Here is a 15,855-nt window from a genome sequence, read left to right as displayed (position 1 = left end):
TGAAAGCAATATGCAGCCAAGCTGCAAAAGACCTTATGCAGAGCCCAACGCACCTTCCTGCGCCAGCGACAGAATGACCTGGGCAGTATGCAGATCAGCCTGCTTGTATGCCGCCTTCAAGTAAGGCACGTAATAGCCCGGATCATTGGTATCGTCTGTGACCGCTGCATCAGGCAAATCGTTCTCGTAGACGAAGCGGATGAACAAATGCCCCGGCTGCGGCTCTTCGATAAACATGCCTAATTTGCTGGGAGGGTGTTGTTCGCTAGGCTCGGTTTCGTAGCGGACCGATTTTTCCGGCTCAAAACCTACACTCTCGCGCACCACCAGCTGACCGAAGGATACTTCCCTGCGCAAGCCGCGCTCGTCATAGGCCAGGATCGTCGACGACGAGATGTTCTCGTCGAAACGGCACGGGTCCTCGGCACGCAGCACCAGCCCTTGCCACAGCTGCCGGCGCGTGATCAAAGGCTGCGGCGCCAGCTCGTCGTACATCTTTACCAGGTGCTCAAACCTCATCTCTTTCACCTCCCCTGCTGCAACATGGGCCCGATTGTACTTTGGGTTGCCAAAAAGCAACAAAATTCAGCAAAAAATTTTTGCACCACATCCGTGCTAAGCCATCCCAACTTAAAAGTATTAGTAAATGTTCTTAAATCATTTGATTTAATATGTATTCCAATTGGCATTATTGTCGCAGCTAAGAATTCATTCGTCATTTTGAAGGGTTGTGAAAAGATCTGATTGTGAGAAAATATATATTGAGCCGCGCACTTACGCCTTTATCAGAGAACGCTGGCCGAACGAGATGTACGAGCACCACTTACCGCTCTCTTGCTATAAGGTCCTGTTGAAGAATGAATTTAACAAACAAAACAGATTATCTTCAGCGCCAGCCTGTCCAGGAATTCATCGGACAGCTGACCAGCTGGATGGACGGTGAAAGTTTCGGCGATCACGCATTCAAGGTTCGTGACAAGATCCTGCCGGCCAATTACGACCGGGATTTTTTTGCCAGCACCCTGGAACAAGCCTTCGCCCGCTTTTACTGGAATGGCAACTATTACGAGGAAAACCAGGTTCAACTCAGCAGCCTTCGCAGCCGCCTGCGCGAGGCACTGGCTAACAACAATGCTCCGGCGCTGGTCAGCGTCATCGACGAGATCCTGCTCTGGGGCTCAGGCGGCAAAGTCATCAAGCTTTACACCCTTAACCGCGACTGGGCACGCCACAACCAGACGCATCTGGTGAACAAGATCAAGCAGGCCCTCGACATCCTGCAATCGGACGAACCGGACGTGGCACGCTTTGACGGCGAACTGCGCATGAACGCCGGCTTTACCAAGGTCTATGCGCTCGCGGCAGACAACGTGATGATCTACGATGGCCGCACAGGCGCCGCCATGGGCTATCTGGTGCGCCAGTTCTGCGAAAGCCGCCGCATTCTGCTGCCGGAGGAGCTGTGCTTCCCTTGGGCACCAGGTGCCTCCACCATGAACCGCAACCCCAGCACCGAATTGCTGCACTTCAAACAACTGGCCAACCGCAGCCGCTTCCATGCCGAATGGAAAATCCGTGCCAGCTGGGTGGTGAATGAAGCGCTGGCCAACTCCCGTGCTAGCTGGTGCCAAAAACCGGACGCCCTGCGCAAGTTCGAATCGGCGTTGTTCATGCTGGGTTACGAGATTCCCACCCCCAGTCCCAATAAATCACCCGCTCGCATCACGGTGACAATCTGAGCAGGAAACTCGCATTCACCCCGCCTAGGCGGGGTTTTTTTATTTCCACCATTCGCCAGTTCACAGTGGTTCCACCGGTGTAAGTAAGCACACAAGTCAGCAAAAAGCAGGCAGCACTCGTATACCTGCCTTACCCCACTTAGCCTGACGCTGGCTCAGCATGGATGTCCATCTTGGGATAATCTTCAACTGCCTGCTTTGTCCAAGCAGTGTTCTGCCCGCTGACAGGTCGAGGTGTTGCGAGGGCAGCGAACAACCAAGCTATTCGGCGAGACACGATGTGTACGCGCCACGTCCATCTGCTACAAAACCCTTCGGCCTGCACAGCGCCACCAGCGAGCGGGCAAGTATTAGGGCCTATTAACACTATTGATTGTCGCGGCGCAGGCTCGATAAGTTTTCCAATACCAGGCCGAAAGCGATGCACTGGGTGGTGCCCGGCGAAAGCCTGACAACGCCGCAGTGTGAAGCTTATCGGGCCTGCCCTTCAGGGCGCACGCCAGGCGGGGCACTGCTTTGTCAAACCGTACCGGCAGGCATCGCCCCGCTGCACCCGGGTTTCGTGCATTGCCACCGCCTGGCAAGCGCCACCACATCAAAAATTGCGTTAACAGGCCCTAGTTAGCGTTCAGGGGCACGATGCGGTAAACGCAGCGCTGGCCACCCTGTAGCAAGTGCGCTTCGCGGCGGACTTCGGCCTGCGGCAACAAGGCAGCAAACTGCTGCAGCTCCGAACGGCAGAAACCCTGGCAGGCACGCGCCGCGACACAGATCGGGCAGTGGTTTTCTATCAGCAGCCAACTATCGCCGTCCTGGGTCAGCTCGGCCATATAGCCCTCGTCACTGCGCATTTGCGCCAGACGCTGTAGCCGCGCCGGCAGGTTGGCCGCAGCGGCCATGCCGGCGCGGTACACCGCCATGGCCTGTTGTTCGCGGGCGGTAATCAAGGCCTCCACCGCCGCTTCGCCCGCCGTTTCCCGCAACAAGACCAGCAACTGGGCGGTCAACTCGCCATGCCGGTCCGGAAAACGGGCGTGCCCGGCTTCGGTCAGCTGCCAGTAGCGCGCCGGGCGCCCCTTACCCGCCGGCCTGTCTTCACTACACACCAGGCCACGCTGCTGCAACGCCTCCAAATGTTTGCGCGCGCCCATACTGGTAAGCTGCAGCAACTCGGCCAGCGTTTGTGCAGTCTGCTCGCCGCGGGTTTTCAGCAGGTACAGTACCTTATCGACACCAGCCATCACGCCTCCCTCCCGCTACGCAACAAACGATTGAGCATGATCACCGCCAGCAGGCACATGCAGCCACCCAGCGCGATGGTAAGACGAGTGTCCAGCAAGGTCAGCAGGCTGCCCAGAATGGCAATCGATACATTGCTGATACAGAAAATGGTACTCAGCAAACCCATCACGCTGCCCTGCCCGTACGCCGCAAAGCGCTCGGCACACCAGCTCGGCAACACCGCGTTGTAGATAGCCAGCGGCAAACCCAGCACGATCATCAACCACAAGCCGGCTGCCGGCGGTAACGCCACAAACAGCAGCAAACCCAAACCTAGCATTACCGCCTGCTGTCGCGCGCGCCGCAGCGGGTCGGCCCCCATGCCCAGCTTGCCCACCAGTGTGCTGCTCAGCGTCATCACCAGGCACAAGCCGGCGGTGACCCAGGCAATGCCGGTACTGTCCAGCCGCGCAAACTCCACCAGCCACAGCGGGTAAAACTCGTAAAAAGCGTTGACACCCAGCGCGAACACCAGCTGCATCCAGAACAGCGCCGCCAGCGTGTGATCCTGCCGCAGCAGGCGGAAAGCATGCTGCTCGCGCACGGTGGCCAGTACCGATTTTCCGGCGAGGCCGGGGATGGCTCCGGTTTCCGGCAACACCCACAGCAGGATGGCCAGACAAGGCAGCAGCGTCAGCGCGCCGATCATGAACGGCACCGGCTCGCCCAGCGGCAAGGTAAAACCGCCTATCATCGGCCCCACCAACCAGCCCATGTACAGCACCGCGTTCAGGATGGCAAAGCTGCGCGCGCGATCAAGCTGCGGGTGCAGGTCGGCCACGATGGCCCGCGCCACCGCTACATTGCCCTCGGTCACCCCGGTCAGGAAACGGGCAAAGGCAAACAGCCAGTACCAGCGCATATGCAAGGCCCACGCAGTCAGCAGATAGCCCAGCAAGGTCAGCGTCAGCGTAGCCAGCAGCACGCGGCGGCGACCCAGGCGATCGGACAGCGCGCCGATGAAGCTGCTGCCCAGCAAAATGCCCAGCGGGTTGGCCGCCAGTGCAATGCCCAGCAACAGCTTGGGCGGCAAGCCGGCAAAGTGGTTGAAACCATCGGCTGGCGCATCCACGAAGATGGGCGCCAGGATTGGGTAAGGCATGGCCACGCCGGCCGTGCTCATCAAGGCCACCAGGCAAATGGCCAACAGGATCAGTTTGGGGTGTGCAGCAGTCATCGGAGGCTTTCGCCGGTGCAGGCCGGCTATATCGATAAATACAGGCTACGCTTGTTTGGCTAATTAAGTAAACAATTTTATTTATTTAATGCCACCTCACCGCACGCAAGCACCGGCCTGCCTTACGCGCAAGGCCGCAGCGCCAGCAATGCAGCCTGCGGCCAACCTTACAGCCCGGGCCGCGATTCTGGCATCATGCCGTCATCCCCTCTTGCAAGGCATGATCATGAGCACCGACCGCATGCACTGGCCGCAACTGCTGTCCACCCGCCGTTTCAAGGTGGCTGGCGACGACATCCGCGAAACGCGCACCCCGGCCACACTGGAAGGCGCAGCCGGCCTGCGCAGCGATTTCCACATCGACCACGACCGCGTGGTGTTTTCCAGCGCCTTCCGCCGTCTGGGGCGCAAGACCCAGGTTCACCCGCTGGCGCCGAACGACCACACCCACAACCGGCTCACCCATAGCGTGGAAGTGGCCAGCGTTGGCCGCAGCCTGGGCAACCGCGTGGGCGCGATGATGCAGACGCAGGGCCTGCTGCCGGACGGCTATACGCCGTTCGATATCGGCGGTGCGGTGCAAGTGGCCTGCCTGGCGCACGACATCGGCAACCCGCCGTTCGGCCACACCGGCGAGGACGCGCTGCGCGAGTGGTTCCGAGACCCGCGCCACGCGGCGCTGCTGGCTGGTTTGAGCGACGCCGAACGGCATGACATCCAGACTTACGAAGGCAACGCCCACGGCCTGCGCATGGTCGCCAGCCTGGAGATGTACCAGGGCGAAGGCGGCATGCGGCTAACCAGCGCCGCCCTCGGCGCGCTGATCAAGTACCCGTGGACATCAGACGCCCCGCGCGCGCAGGCACGAGGCAAGTTCAACATCTACCGCACCGAGCTGCCCTATTTCGAACGCGTCGCCGCCGAGCTGGGCCTGCTGCGCAAGGGCGAACGCGAATGGTGCCGCCACCCGCTGTCCTACCTGATGGAAGCGGCCGACGACATCTGCTACGCCATCCTCGACCTGGAGGACGCGGTCGAAATCGGCATTCTTGACGTACGCGAGTTCGAAATGCTGTTCAGCCACTTCGGCGAAACCGAACGCGTCTGGCAAACCCAGGACATCAGCCAGAAATGCGCCATGCTGCGCGGGATAGCGGTTGGCCGCTGCGTGGCCGAGGTAGCCGAGAAATTCATGCTGCACCAGGACACGCTGCTGGCCGGCACCTTCCCGGGCAAAGACCTGATCGACGTCTGCGCGCCGGACATCAAGCAAACCCTGCAGGACGCCAAGGCGCTGGCCAGCCAGAAGGTGTACCGCCACCGCACCAAGCTGGTAACCGAGCTGGCATCCTACCCTTGCATCGCCACCGTACTCGACGTGCTGGTGCCGGCAGTGCATGCCCGCATCAGCGGCGGCGAGGCCGCGCTTAGCCCGCGACAGGCACTAGCATTAGGGCTGCTACCGCGCCCGCTGCACGATGACCAGACCCTGTACCAAGCCTATATGGGCGTGCTGGATTACATCGGTGCCATGACCGACAACTACGCGGCCAACCTAGCACGAGAGATTTCCGGCGTCGGCATCTTGTGAACCCGTACTGGCGAACAGCCTGTTCGCCAGCCCATCGCCAGACCAAGGGTAAACCCTCGCCCGCCTCGTTACGGTCTGGCAGCACAATGCCCATTCCTCTTTCCGGCCCGCCATCATGATCGAACGCATCCTCACCATCATCCTGCCGGTTCTGCTGATCGTACTGGCCGGCTGGCTGTACGCTCGCCACGCCAAGCCCGACATGCGGGCAGCCAACAAGCTGAACATGGACGTCTGCGTACCGCTACTGGTATTCACCGCCCTGTCGGCGCGCGACTTCCAGCTGCTGGCACAATGGAAGCTGCTGCCCGCCGCCGCGCTGGTGGTGGCCGTCTCCGGCCTGCTGGCCTGGCCGCTGTGCCGGCTGGCCGGCGTCAGCCCGCGCACGCTACTGCCGCCGGTCATGTTCAACAACTGCGGCAACATGGGGCTGCCGCTGGCGCTGCTGGCCTTTGGCCGCGATGGTTTCAACGCCTTTGTGGTGCTGTTCGTCATCTCCAACCTGCTGCACTTCACCCTAGGCGCCTTCATCTTCAACCGGCACACCAGCTGGCGCGGGCTGGCACGCAACCCCATCGTCATCGCCACCGCGCTGGGCTTGCTGTTTGGCGTGGCAGGCTGGCACCTGCCAGACTGGCTGATGCTGGGGGCCAAGATGCTGGGCGACATGACCATCCCGCTGATGCTGTTTGCCCTGGGCGTACGCATGCTGGACGTCAGTCTGGCCGGCTGGCGCATCGGCGTGCTGGGCGCGGTGCTATGCCCGCTGACCGGCCTGGCCGGCGCGCTGCTGGTATCGCCACTGCTGCAGCTGGACAGCCAGCAACACGCGTTGCTGGTGCTGTTTGGCGTGCTGCCGCCGGCGGTGCTGAACTTCCTGATGGCCGAGTTGTACCGGCAAGAACCGGAACGCATGGCGTCCATCGTGCTGATCGGCAACCTCGCCAGCCTGCTGTTCGTGCCACTGGGCCTGGCAGTCGCGCTGGCCTGAGCCAGTCGGGTACACTAACCACCCCGACACCCGACCATGCCCGCCATGCCCCACCTTGCCACCCGCTTCTGCCTGGTCCGCCACGGCGAAACCGACTGGAACGCCGAACGCCGGCTGCAAGGCCAGCTCGACATTCCGCTGAATGCGCAAGGCCAGCGCCAGGCGCGCCAGCTGGCAGACGCCGTCGCCGCCGCCGGCCACCGCTTTGACGTGCTGTACAGCAGCCCACTGCGTCGCGCCTTCGACACCGCCGTACCGCTGGCCCACGCCGTCGGCCTGCCGCTGGCCACCGACGCCGCGCTGATGGAACGCCACTTCGGCGCCATGCAGGGAGCACGGCTGGACGAGGCCGCGCACACGCACCCGGCAGCATGGGCGGCTTACAGCGAGCGCAGCCTGCAGCACGACCTGTACGGTGGCGAGAGCATCCAGGCTTTTGCCGACCGCATCCACGGCGCGGTTCGGCAACTGGCCGACGCGCACCGCGGCCAACGGGTATTGCTGGTGGCACACGGCGGGGTACTGGACATGATCTACCGCCTGGCCAGCGGCCAACCGCTGCAAGGGCAACGCATGATCGTGGTGCCCAACGCCTCGCTGAACTGGTTAAGATTTGATGGCGAACGCTGGCAGGTGGATTTGTGGGCCGACACCCGCCACCTGGGCGAAACCGCCCTGGATGAAATCTGATACGGCCAGGGTTGGCCGCAAGGAGCACACCGCATGACAGACAAGATCCTGAAAACCCCGCAGCAATGGCGCGCCCAGCTGACGCCGGAGCAATACTACGTGACCCGCGAAGCCGGCACTGAGCGGCCGTTTACCGGCGAGCACTACTTCCACAACCGCCACGGCCGCTACCACTGCATCTGCTGTGACAGCCTGCTGTTCGAATCGGCCACCAAATTCGACGCCGGCTGCGGCTGGCCCAGCTTCTGGCAGGAAGCCGTCGCCGGCAGCATCCTGCGCATCCGCGACACCAGCCACGGCATGATCCGCACCGAAGTACGCTGCGCCCGCTGCGACGCCCACCTGGGCCACGTGTTCGACGACGGCCCGCCGCCTACCGGCGAGCGCTACTGCATCAACTCGGTCGCCATGCGCTTCGAAGATGACCCGGCCTGAGCGCAGGCCGGATCGATGATCAACCTGCCGTACAGGCAGACACGCAGCAAAAACCCCCTTGCCGCCATAGCAAGGGGGTTTTGTTTTTCGTGCCGGGTTCGCGCGGGGGGCGTCAACCGCCGTGGCCCTGACACGGCCAGGGCTTATTCGGTAAACGGTAGCGGTTTGTCACCACCTTCGGCCGGCACGCCCATGGCGGCCAGCATGGCTTCCAGCCCGCCCGCCAGCGATACCAACTGCTCCGGAGGCAGCTTGCCCAGCGCTTCCGGCAGCCAGCCGCGCGGGGTACAGCCTTTGGCGGCCATCAGTTGCTGGCCCTGTTCGGTCAGCGATACCTCCACCACGCGCTGGTCACGCTCGCTGCGCTGGCGCGTGATGTAACCCATCTCCCCCATGCGGATCAGCATATTGCTGAGCGTAGCCGGCTTGATGGCCATGCGGGCGGCCAACTCGCCAGCTTTTTGCGGCCCGTGCTCGTACAGCTCGGCCATCAACCAAGCTTGGGCGCCGGAAATGCCCAGTGCTTTTTCGGTATCGGCCGAATACTGCTGGGCCGCCCGGAATACGACGCGAAACAGTTGCAACACCGCCAGCGGCGAAGCCGGAACTTTCTCTTGCGACATACGCTCTTTCTTGAGAAATGGTTTTGTACAAAATATAAATTCAAGGAGACGCGCCATGCACATTCCGGCTTTCACCCCCTCGCGCCCCGGTACCGTCGGCATGGAGCTGGAAATCCAGCTATTGTGCCAGCAAAACCTGGACCTGAAACCCTGCGCGCCGGCTTTGCTGGCCGATTTGCACGCCGACGGACACCAGCAGTTCAAGCAGGAGGTGACGTGCTCGATGCTGGAGATCAACAGCCAGGTGCACGCCACCGGCGCCACGCTGTACGACGACATGCACTCGGCGGGGCTGATCCTGCAGCATTATTGCTACCAGCTGGGCGCCTTGCCGTGCGGCGGCGGCACCCACCCGTTCCAGGACTGGCGGCAGCGCCGTATCAGCGACCACCCGCGCTACCATCACTTTGCCAGCGAGTACGGTTACCTGGCGCGGCAGTTCACCGTCTTCGGCCAGCATGTACACGTGGGTTGCCCGGATGGCGACAGCGCCATCTGGCTGTGCCACGCGCTGGCGTACCACGTCCCGGTGCTGCTGGCGCTGTCAGCCGCCTCCCCCTACGTGCAAGGCGAAGCCAGCGGCTTTGCCTCGGCACGCAGCAATACCGTGCACGCGTTCCCCAATAGCGGCCACCTGCCCGCTCAGCTGCGGCAATGGCAGGATTTTTGTGACCACACCCATCTGCTGGCCAGCCACGGCATTATCGGCAGCCTGAAAGACCTGTACTGGGACATTCGCCCCAAGCCGGAGTACGGCACGGTGGAGGTACGCATCTTCGATACGCCGTACACGATGCGGCATGCAGTGCTGCTGGCGGTATACACCCAGGCGCTGGCGCAGTACTACCTGGCCTTGCGGCCAACCTTGCCCGGGCGCGAAGCGCTGTACAGCGTGTACGGCTACAACCGCTTTCAGGCAGCGCGCCACGGCGTGGACGCCACTTTCATTGACGTGCAGCGCGGCGGACGGCGCCCGCTGCGGCAGCAGATGCTGGATACGCTGCAACAGATCCTGCCGCATGCCACGGATGACTTCAGCCGGCAGCTACTGCAGGGGCTGCAGCAACAGCTGCAAGCGGGCGACACGCCGTCGCCGTGCCTGCAGCCGGGCGATGCCAGCCTGCACGACATGCTGCGCCGTCAGGCCGGGCAATGGCTGGCCTGACGGCCAGCCGGCAGCGTCAGGCGGTGCCGCCGACGGTGAGGCCGCCGTCGATGCGCAGCGTGGGCTGGCCGACGCCCACCGGCACGCTCTGGCCTTCCTTGCCGCACACGCCCACGCCTTCGTCCAGCGCCATGTCGTTGCCGATCATCGACACGTAGTTCAGCACATCCGGGCCGTTGCCGATCAGCGTGGCGCCCTTCACCGGGTAGGCCAGCTTGCCGTTTTCGATCTTCCACGCCTCCGACGCCGAGAACACGAACTTGCCGCTGGTGATGTCCACCTGGCCACCGCCGAAGTTGGCCGCATAAATGCCGTCCGGCACCGAGGCGATGATCTCTTCCGGCGTCTTGTCGCCGCCCAGCATGTAGGTGTTGGTCATGCGCGGCATCGGGATGTGGGCGTAGGACTCGCGGCGGCCGTTGCCGGTAGGCGCCACGCCCATCAGGCGGGCGTTCATCGCGTCCTGCATATAGCCTTTGAGGATGCCGTCCTCGATCAGCACGGTACGCTGCGTGGCATTACCTTCGTCGTCGATGGACAGCGAGCCGCGACGGTCCTGCAGCGTGCCGTCGTCTACCACGGTCACGCCCGCTGCGGCGACACGCTGGCCGATCATGCCGCTGAAGGCCGAGGTGCCCTTGCGGTTGAAGTCGCCTTCCAGGCCGTGGCCGATGGCTTCGTGCAGCAGCACGCCGGGCCAGCCGGCGCCTAGCACTACCGTCATCTGGCCGGCCGGTGCCGGGCGGGCTTCCAGGTTCACCAGCGCCTGACGTACCGCCTTCTGCACGTGGTGCTCGATCTGCGCGTCGCCAAAGCGGCTGAGGTCGTAACGACCGCCACCACCGCTGCTGCCCATTTCGCGGCGGCCATCCTGTTCGGCAATCACCGTCACCGATAGCCGCACCAGCGGACGGACGTCGGCGCTGCGCACGCCGTCGTGGCGGGCGATGTAAACCACGTCGTACTCCGCAGCCAGGCCGGCCATCACCTGGATGATGCGCGGGTCGGCGGCGCGGGCCAGTTTTTCCACTTTCTGCAGGATGGCCACTTTGGCCTCGGCCGGCAGGCTGTCCAGCGGGTTGGCCGCCGCGTACAGGCTGCTGCCATAGCGGGTGGCTACCGCGCCGGCGTTGCCGTGGCCGCCGGCGGCACCGATGGCGCGTACCGCGTCGGCCGCCTTGCCCAGCGCAAAGGCGCTGATATCGTCGGAATAGGCAAAGGCGGTCTTGTCGCCGGCGACGGCGCGCACGCCGACGCCCTGGTCAATGCTGAAACTGCCGGCCTTGACGATGCCCTCTTCCAGGCTCCAGCCTTCGCTGCGCGTGCTCTGGAAGTACAGGTCGGCGTAATCGATCTGGTGGCCCAGCATGCGCCCCAGCGTGGACTCGATCACGCTTTCGGTCACGCCGTACGGGGCCAGCAACAGTTGTTCGGCAATGGCTAATTGGCTCATGTCTTGTTCTTTCAGGAAAACACCCGATGCGCCAGCGCCGGCAGGCGGCTACGCACCGATTGAAGAAGAGTGGGATCGATGTCGGCCACCACCACGCCCTCGCCCTTGTCCAGCTGGGCCACGATCTTGCCCCAGGGGTCGATCAGCAGGCTCTGGCCGTGGGTATGGCGGCCGTTTTCATGGCTGCCGCCTTGCGCCGACGCCAGCACGTAGCACTGGTTTTCGATGGCACGGGCGCGCAGCAGCACTTCCCAGTGCGCCTCGCCGGTGGTGGCGGTAAACGCCGCCGGCAGGATCAGCAGGTCGAACGGCGCCATGCGGCGGAATAACTCGGGGAAACGCAGGTCGTAGCAAATGCCGAACGCCAGCTCGGCCAGCGGCGTGCTGACGCGCAGCGGCTCGCTGCCCGGCACGATGCTGTCCGATTCGCAATAACGCTCGCCCTGGCCGGTAAAACCGAACAGGTGAATCTTGTCGTAACGGCCGTGCACGCTGCCGTCCGGCGCGTACAGCAGCAGGGTATTGAACACGCGGTCCGGGTCCGGGCAGGCCAGCGGGATGGTACCGGCTACCAGCCACACGCCGTGCTGGCGCGCCATGGCGGCCAGGCCGCGCTGCAGCGGGCCGTCGCCGAAGGTTTCGCGGATGGCGACCTTGTCGCCGTCGGCGCGCCCCATCAGGCAAAAGTATTCCGGCAATACCACCAGCTGGGCGCCAGCGGCGGCGGCTTCGGCCACCAGCTCGGCTGCACGCGCCAGGTTGCGTTGCGGATCGGTGGTGGACACCATCTGTACGGCAGCCACCTTGAAAGCGTGTTCCATATGTTCTCCAGCCTCAACGGGCAGCGGGTGCCGCCGGGACATTTTCCACCTGCTGGCCTACCTTGCGCACTTGCGGTTCGGTCAGGCTGCCGGTGACTTCATAATCGAATGACAATATCTGGCTTACCGGGTCCTTCAGCAGCTTTTGCGCCGCAAAGGTGATGGCGCCGGCAATCGGGTTCAGCAAGGAGGCGCCGGTAATCACCGCCACCCCTTCCGACAGCGTCGGCGTGATGTGCACGCGCAGCTGCTGGCTGTTATTGGCCAAATCGGCCTCGCCTTGCAAGTTAACCTTGGCGGCCGGCCCCTGCAACAGCACATTGCGCGAGCGGAACACGCCGGCGTCGATATCGGCACTGCCGGTCAGGGTATCGAAAGCAAAGCCGCTACTGAACACATCGGTAAAATCCAGCCGGATGCGCCGCGACAACGACTGCAGGCTGAGCACGCCAAGCAAGCGCGCCGCGCCCGGGTCCACCTGGGCGAAGCGCCCTTTGCGCAGGTCCAGCTTCACGCTGCCGGCCAGCCGCGCCAGGTCGAACGCGGTGACATGGCCCAGCCACGACACGCGTCCGGCCAGCTCGCCCTCGCCGCCGATCAGCGCGTCGGGCACACCCAGCCTGGCCAGCAGCTTGCCGGCGTCCTGGCTCTTGGCGCTGAACACGATCTCGGTACGGCGTGCGCTGCTGCTCTTGCCTTCCGGCGCGGCGCCGCTAATGGCCAGGTTGCCGTCCGGCGTTTGCAGTAGCACTTCGTCCAGCAGCCACAATTGCGGCTGGTGCTGCGCCTTCAGGATCAGGTCGCCCAAGACGCGGTCTTTCCAGCTGAGCGCCGCCACGTGGATGTCCAGCCCGGGCACGCTGATCTCCTGCCCGCTGTCGCCGGCGGCGTCGCCCCCTTCCGCCAGCGGCAGCGACAGGTGCTGCAGCCGGGCCTCCAGCTTGCCGTGCCCGTGCGGCATGTAGCGGATGTCGCCGGACACCTCGCGCGACTTCAACTGCAGTTGCAGCGGCGATTCGCCGCCCTGCCAGTTCATCACCGCGTCCAGCTGGTTCAGTTGCTTGCCTTGGGCGCTAAAGCGCGGCGTGCTCAGCGCCAGCTTCAGTGGCAATGCCCATTCACCGGCGACATCCTCGCCTGCTGGCAAAGCAGCCAGCCACGGCTCCAGCTGTACCGCCGGGGCGGCAGCCCGGATCGCAATGCGGCCGGTGGGGTCCGGCGTGTCGGTACCCACACCCACGCCGGCACCCAGCAACTCGCCATTGGCGCCCAGCGCTACCAGGCCCTGGGCATGGCCGGGCACTTGCCAGTCCACTTGCCAGCCCTTCTGCGTGGCGTACACCCCCAGCTGCAGCGGCCAACTGTCCTGCGCCGGTTTGGCCAGTGGCGCCGGCACCGCGGTGGCCACCCCTTGCAGCGACGACTGCACGGTCAAGGCGTCCAGCGTGCGGCCAACGGTAAAGTCGGCGCGGTAATCGGTATTGCCGCTGGCATAACGCGCCAGGAACGGCACGTACTGTTGCAGTACGGGGCTGATGTCTACCTGCCCATGGCTGACAAACTGCATGCGCTGCTGCTTGTCCAGCGTGGCCTGCAGGCGGCTGTGCCCGCCAAAGGCCTGATAGTCGATACCGGGCGTTGACACACCGTGTTCGTTGAAGTGCAACACCCCGTGGATGTCGGTAAGCAGGGGCAAGGGCAAATCCCGTAGCTGCAGCGTATTGCCCGCCAGCGTGACGTCGCCGTCAACACGCGCAGCTTCCATATCGTCCAGCGGCAGCGTCAGGCCCAGTTTCAGTTGCGCCTGGCCGCTGCTGTCCAGCGTGGACAGAAACCCGTCCAGCCAGCCATCCACCGGGCTGGCACGGGTGTAGGCCAACATCTGCGGCAGCTCGCCCTGAGCCAGACCCTCGACGTACAACTTGGCGTGCTCGCGCATCAGGTCTGGCAGCCGCACCGTTACCTGCTGCAAGGCGACACCAGCAGTGCGCGCACGGGCTGCCTGTACCTCGATGCCATCGTTCAGCATGCGAAAGCGACCCTGTATGCCGTCCAGCACCGGCCAGGCCGGGTCAAACAGGAACTTGCCGTCGTCCACGTCGGCTTCCACCAGGAAGCGGCCGCCCTGGCCGCCGGCAAACGGGAAGCGCGTGATGTCGCCCTGCAAACTGGCACGCACCTCGCGGGCGGTGCCGCCTTGCAAGGCGGCGTGCAGCCAGGTGACGGTGTCGGTGCCGATCAGTTCCGGCAGGTAGGCGGCAATGCGTTTTACCGGCACCTGCACCATGCTCAAGCCAAGGCGGCTATCGCTGGGGCCGCTATCCGGCAGGCTGACCTCGCCCTGCAGGCGGGCAGAGAAATCGGGCGTCGCCACATCCACACCGGCGACCCGCAGCTGCCAGCCCTGCGCCTGGCGCTGCCAGCGCAGTTCGCCCTGGGCACCGGTCAAGCGCAGGGGCTGGCGCAGCTCGGCCGGCACCGCAACACTCATCGGCGCCGCGCTGAAGCGCAGGCTGCCATCGTGCTGGCTGGCAGTGAGCTCGCCGTCCAGGCCGCCGTCGATACGGACACTGTCTGCGGCCAACCTGGGCGACAGCCCGGCAAAACGGGTTTTGAACAGGTATTGTTGCGGCTGGGCGATCCGGCCTTGCCATTGCCAGCGCAGGCCTTTCAGCTCGCCATCGAGCTGTCGCAGCGCGCTATCTGCCAGTGCCGGCACATGCGGCTGCAGCAGCGGCAATACCGGCGCCAGCTGCAGACCGCTGGCTTCGACAAAACCGCCACGGCTGTCGTGCCAGCTGGCGGTGACCGCGGCGTCCTGCAGCAGGCTGCCAAAACGGGTTTGCAGAAACAGATGGCTGGCCTGCAGCCGGTGTTCGCCGGCCGCCGGGCTGTGGTAATCCACCTCGCCGGCCAGACGCGGCAGCCGGGTGGTCTCTCCGCCGCGCAGCGACAGCGCCGCGTTATCCACCTGCCACTTGCCTTGCAGGCGGGTGACGCGGCCAGCGTCGAACGCCAGCTGCACCCGCGACGACGCCGAACCACCCACCGCCAGCGGCGAACGCGGCAGATAGCGCTGGAACCAGCCCAGCTGCGGCGTATCCGCCTGCAAGGTGGCACTACCCTGCCACTGTTGCCAGTCGGCTACCGCCCCGCCCTGCCACTCGGCTTCAAAATCGACATGCGATAGCTGGCTGCCTGCTGGCAACGCTACCGCCTTCAGCTGATGGCCGAACAGGCCGCTGCCAAGCGTCAGCGACAGTTTGCGCGCTTCCAGCGGCGGCAAGGCCAGCAGGTGGTCTTGCCAGACAAAGCGCTGCACCTCGACGCTGATCTCGTGCTGGCGCAGCAGCCAGTCCAGCGCGCGGCCATCGCCCTTGCCCGCAGACAGGTCGATACCGTTCAGGTACAGGTGCCCGTTGGTACGGCGCTCCAGGTTCAGGCTCAGGCCATCCAGCCGCAGCAGGCTCAGCCGCGGTTCCAGAAACAGCAGGCTTTGCCACGACGGCTGCACTTGTACTTCACGCACGGTCAACGGGGCGATGGCTGGATCGGTCTGGATCTGCAGGCGGTCCACGGTAAAGCGCGGTGCCAGCACGCGCCACTCGCCGCGGATATGCCCCAGCGTCACCGGCATGCCCACCGCCTGGCTGATCTGGCGCGCCAATGCCGGCCGCCAGTCGTTCAGATTGGGCAAGATGTAAAAGCGGAACACCCCGAAGGCACAGGCGAGCGTCAGCGTCACGACCAGCAACAGCCAGAACGTGATGCCGAGGATGCGACGCAGCCAGAAAATTACCCGCGGGCTGCGGTCTGCAGCGGCTGCCGCCGGGTCGGGAGTGGGGGTAGAATGGTCAGTCACGATTTTGTCATTGCGTGGAAAGCGCAT

13 protein-coding genes are annotated in these 15,855 nt (G+C 64.2%); 6 read left to right on the top strand and 7 right to left on the bottom strand.

All coding sequences use genetic code 11. The features are described from left to right. Nucleotides 1-33 precede the first annotated feature (33 nt). Nucleotides 34-495 carry an AtaL-like protein gene (locus FLQ03_RS15325; RefSeq protein ID WP_170252443.1) on the bottom strand — a complete coding sequence of 154 codons (462 nt, stop codon included), beginning with the start codon at nucleotides 493-495 and terminating at the stop codon, nucleotides 34-36. A 437-nt stretch (nucleotides 496-932) separates the two neighbouring features. Between FLQ03_RS15325 and FLQ03_RS15320 the strand changes: the two genes are divergently transcribed. Next, complete coding sequence (locus FLQ03_RS15320) at nucleotides 933-1,739, top strand: hypothetical protein (protein ID WP_144371759.1); 807 nt, start codon at nucleotides 933-935, stop codon at nucleotides 1,737-1,739. 617 nt (nucleotides 1,740-2,356) lie between these two features. On the opposite strand, the gene FLQ03_RS15315 is transcribed toward FLQ03_RS15320, so the two are convergent. Both FLQ03_RS15315 and FLQ03_RS15310 read right to left on the bottom strand, forming a co-directional pair. Beyond that, a complete protein-coding gene (locus FLQ03_RS15315) occupies nucleotides 2,357-2,980 on the bottom strand; it encodes a helix-turn-helix transcriptional regulator (RefSeq protein WP_144371758.1) in 624 nt (207 codons plus the stop codon). After that, a complete protein-coding gene (locus FLQ03_RS15310) occupies nucleotides 2,980-4,197 on the bottom strand; it encodes an MFS transporter (protein WP_144371757.1) in 1,218 nt (405 codons plus the stop codon). The genes FLQ03_RS15315 and FLQ03_RS15310 overlap by 1 nt, the downstream gene beginning before the upstream one ends. A 226-nt stretch (nucleotides 4,198-4,423) precedes the next feature. On the opposite strand from FLQ03_RS15310, the gene FLQ03_RS15305 reads away from it, so the two are divergent. The 4 genes from FLQ03_RS15305 to msrB all read left to right on the top strand — a co-directional run bounded on the left by FLQ03_RS15305 (nucleotide 4,424) and on the right by msrB (nucleotide 7,904). Then, complete coding sequence (locus FLQ03_RS15305) at nucleotides 4,424-5,788, top strand: deoxyguanosinetriphosphate triphosphohydrolase (protein ID WP_240802285.1); 1,365 nt, start codon at nucleotides 4,424-4,426, stop codon at nucleotides 5,786-5,788. A gap of 115 nt (nucleotides 5,789-5,903) precedes the next feature. After that, nucleotides 5,904-6,779 carry an AEC family transporter gene (locus tag FLQ03_RS15300; RefSeq protein WP_144371756.1) on the top strand — a complete coding sequence of 292 codons (876 nt, stop codon included), beginning with the start codon at nucleotides 5,904-5,906 and terminating at the stop codon, nucleotides 6,777-6,779. Nucleotides 6,780-6,824: 45 nt separating this feature from the next. After that, complete coding sequence (locus FLQ03_RS15295; RefSeq protein ID WP_144371755.1) at nucleotides 6,825-7,469, top strand: histidine phosphatase family protein; 645 nt, start codon at nucleotides 6,825-6,827, stop codon at nucleotides 7,467-7,469. A 33-nt stretch (nucleotides 7,470-7,502) separates the two neighbouring features. Further along, complete coding sequence (msrB, locus tag FLQ03_RS15290) at nucleotides 7,503-7,904, top strand: peptide-methionine (R)-S-oxide reductase MsrB (RefSeq protein ID WP_144371754.1); 402 nt, start codon at nucleotides 7,503-7,505, stop codon at nucleotides 7,902-7,904. A gap of 143 nt (nucleotides 7,905-8,047) precedes the next feature. Here msrB and FLQ03_RS15285 read toward each other — a convergent pair whose 3' ends face one another. Next, a complete protein-coding gene (locus FLQ03_RS15285) occupies nucleotides 8,048-8,527 on the bottom strand; it encodes a MarR family winged helix-turn-helix transcriptional regulator (RefSeq protein WP_170252442.1) in 480 nt (159 codons plus the stop codon). Nucleotides 8,528-8,582: 55 nt separating this feature from the next. Here FLQ03_RS15285 and FLQ03_RS15280 point away from each other — a divergent pair, with 55 nt between their 5' ends. Continuing rightward, a complete protein-coding gene (locus FLQ03_RS15280; RefSeq protein ID WP_170252441.1) occupies nucleotides 8,583-9,692 on the top strand; it encodes a YbdK family carboxylate-amine ligase in 1,110 nt (369 codons plus the stop codon). 16 nt (nucleotides 9,693-9,708) lie between these two features. Here FLQ03_RS15280 and tldD read toward each other — a convergent pair whose 3' ends face one another. The 3 genes from tldD to FLQ03_RS15265 are packed head-to-tail and all read right to left on the bottom strand — an operon-like array spanning nucleotide 9,709 to nucleotide 15,828. Continuing rightward, nucleotides 9,709-11,145 carry a metalloprotease TldD gene (tldD, locus tag FLQ03_RS15275; RefSeq protein WP_206210999.1) on the bottom strand — a complete coding sequence of 479 codons (1,437 nt, stop codon included), beginning with the start codon at nucleotides 11,143-11,145 and terminating at the stop codon, nucleotides 9,709-9,711. An 11-nt stretch (nucleotides 11,146-11,156) separates the two neighbouring features. Next, nucleotides 11,157-11,966: a carbon-nitrogen hydrolase family protein gene (locus FLQ03_RS15270; RefSeq protein ID WP_144371751.1), complete on the bottom strand. Its 810-nt coding sequence runs from the start codon at nucleotides 11,964-11,966 to the stop codon at nucleotides 11,157-11,159. A 13-nt stretch (nucleotides 11,967-11,979) separates the two neighbouring features. After that, on the bottom strand, nucleotides 11,980-15,828 hold the full coding sequence (locus FLQ03_RS15265) for a YhdP family protein (protein ID WP_170252440.1): 3,849 nt from the start codon (nucleotides 15,826-15,828) through the stop codon (nucleotides 11,980-11,982). Between the last annotated feature and the right edge of the window lie 27 nt (nucleotides 15,829-15,855).

It is taken from the genome of Vogesella urethralis (genome assembly GCF_007644045.2).
GTDB lineage: Bacteria > Pseudomonadota > Gammaproteobacteria > Burkholderiales > Chromobacteriaceae > Vogesella > Vogesella urethralis.
This window is presented reverse-complemented; position numbering and strand designations above follow the sequence as displayed.

Bases quoted from the DNA above. Each gene is read 5' to 3' on its own strand.
- FLQ03_RS15325 (WP_170252443.1), bottom strand. From the start codon at position 495: ATGTACGACGAGCTGGCGCCGCAGCCTTTGATCACGCGCCGGCAGCTG.
- FLQ03_RS15320 (WP_144371759.1), top strand. From the start codon at position 933: ATGGACGGTGAAAGTTTCGGCGATCACGCATTCAAGGTTCGTGACAAG.
- FLQ03_RS15315 (WP_144371758.1), bottom strand. From the start codon at position 2,980: ATGGCTGGTGTCGATAAGGTACTGTACCTGCTGAAAACCCGCGGCGAG.
- FLQ03_RS15310 (WP_144371757.1), bottom strand. From the start codon at position 4,197: ATGACTGCTGCACACCCCAAACTGATCCTGTTGGCCATTTGCCTGGTG.
- FLQ03_RS15305 (WP_240802285.1), top strand. From the start codon at position 4,424: ATGAGCACCGACCGCATGCACTGGCCGCAACTGCTGTCCACCCGCCGT.
- FLQ03_RS15300 (WP_144371756.1), top strand. From the start codon at position 5,904: ATGATCGAACGCATCCTCACCATCATCCTGCCGGTTCTGCTGATCGTA.
- FLQ03_RS15295 (WP_144371755.1), top strand. From the start codon at position 6,825: ATGCCCCACCTTGCCACCCGCTTCTGCCTGGTCCGCCACGGCGAAACC.
- msrB (WP_144371754.1), top strand. From the start codon at position 7,503: ATGACAGACAAGATCCTGAAAACCCCGCAGCAATGGCGCGCCCAGCTG.
- FLQ03_RS15285 (WP_170252442.1), bottom strand. From the start codon at position 8,527: ATGTCGCAAGAGAAAGTTCCGGCTTCGCCGCTGGCGGTGTTGCAACTG.
- FLQ03_RS15280 (WP_170252441.1), top strand. From the start codon at position 8,583: ATGCACATTCCGGCTTTCACCCCCTCGCGCCCCGGTACCGTCGGCATG.
- tldD (WP_206210999.1), bottom strand. From the start codon at position 11,145: ATGAGCCAATTAGCCATTGCCGAACAACTGTTGCTGGCCCCGTACGGC.
- FLQ03_RS15270 (WP_144371751.1), bottom strand. From the start codon at position 11,966: ATGGAACACGCTTTCAAGGTGGCTGCCGTACAGATGGTGTCCACCACC.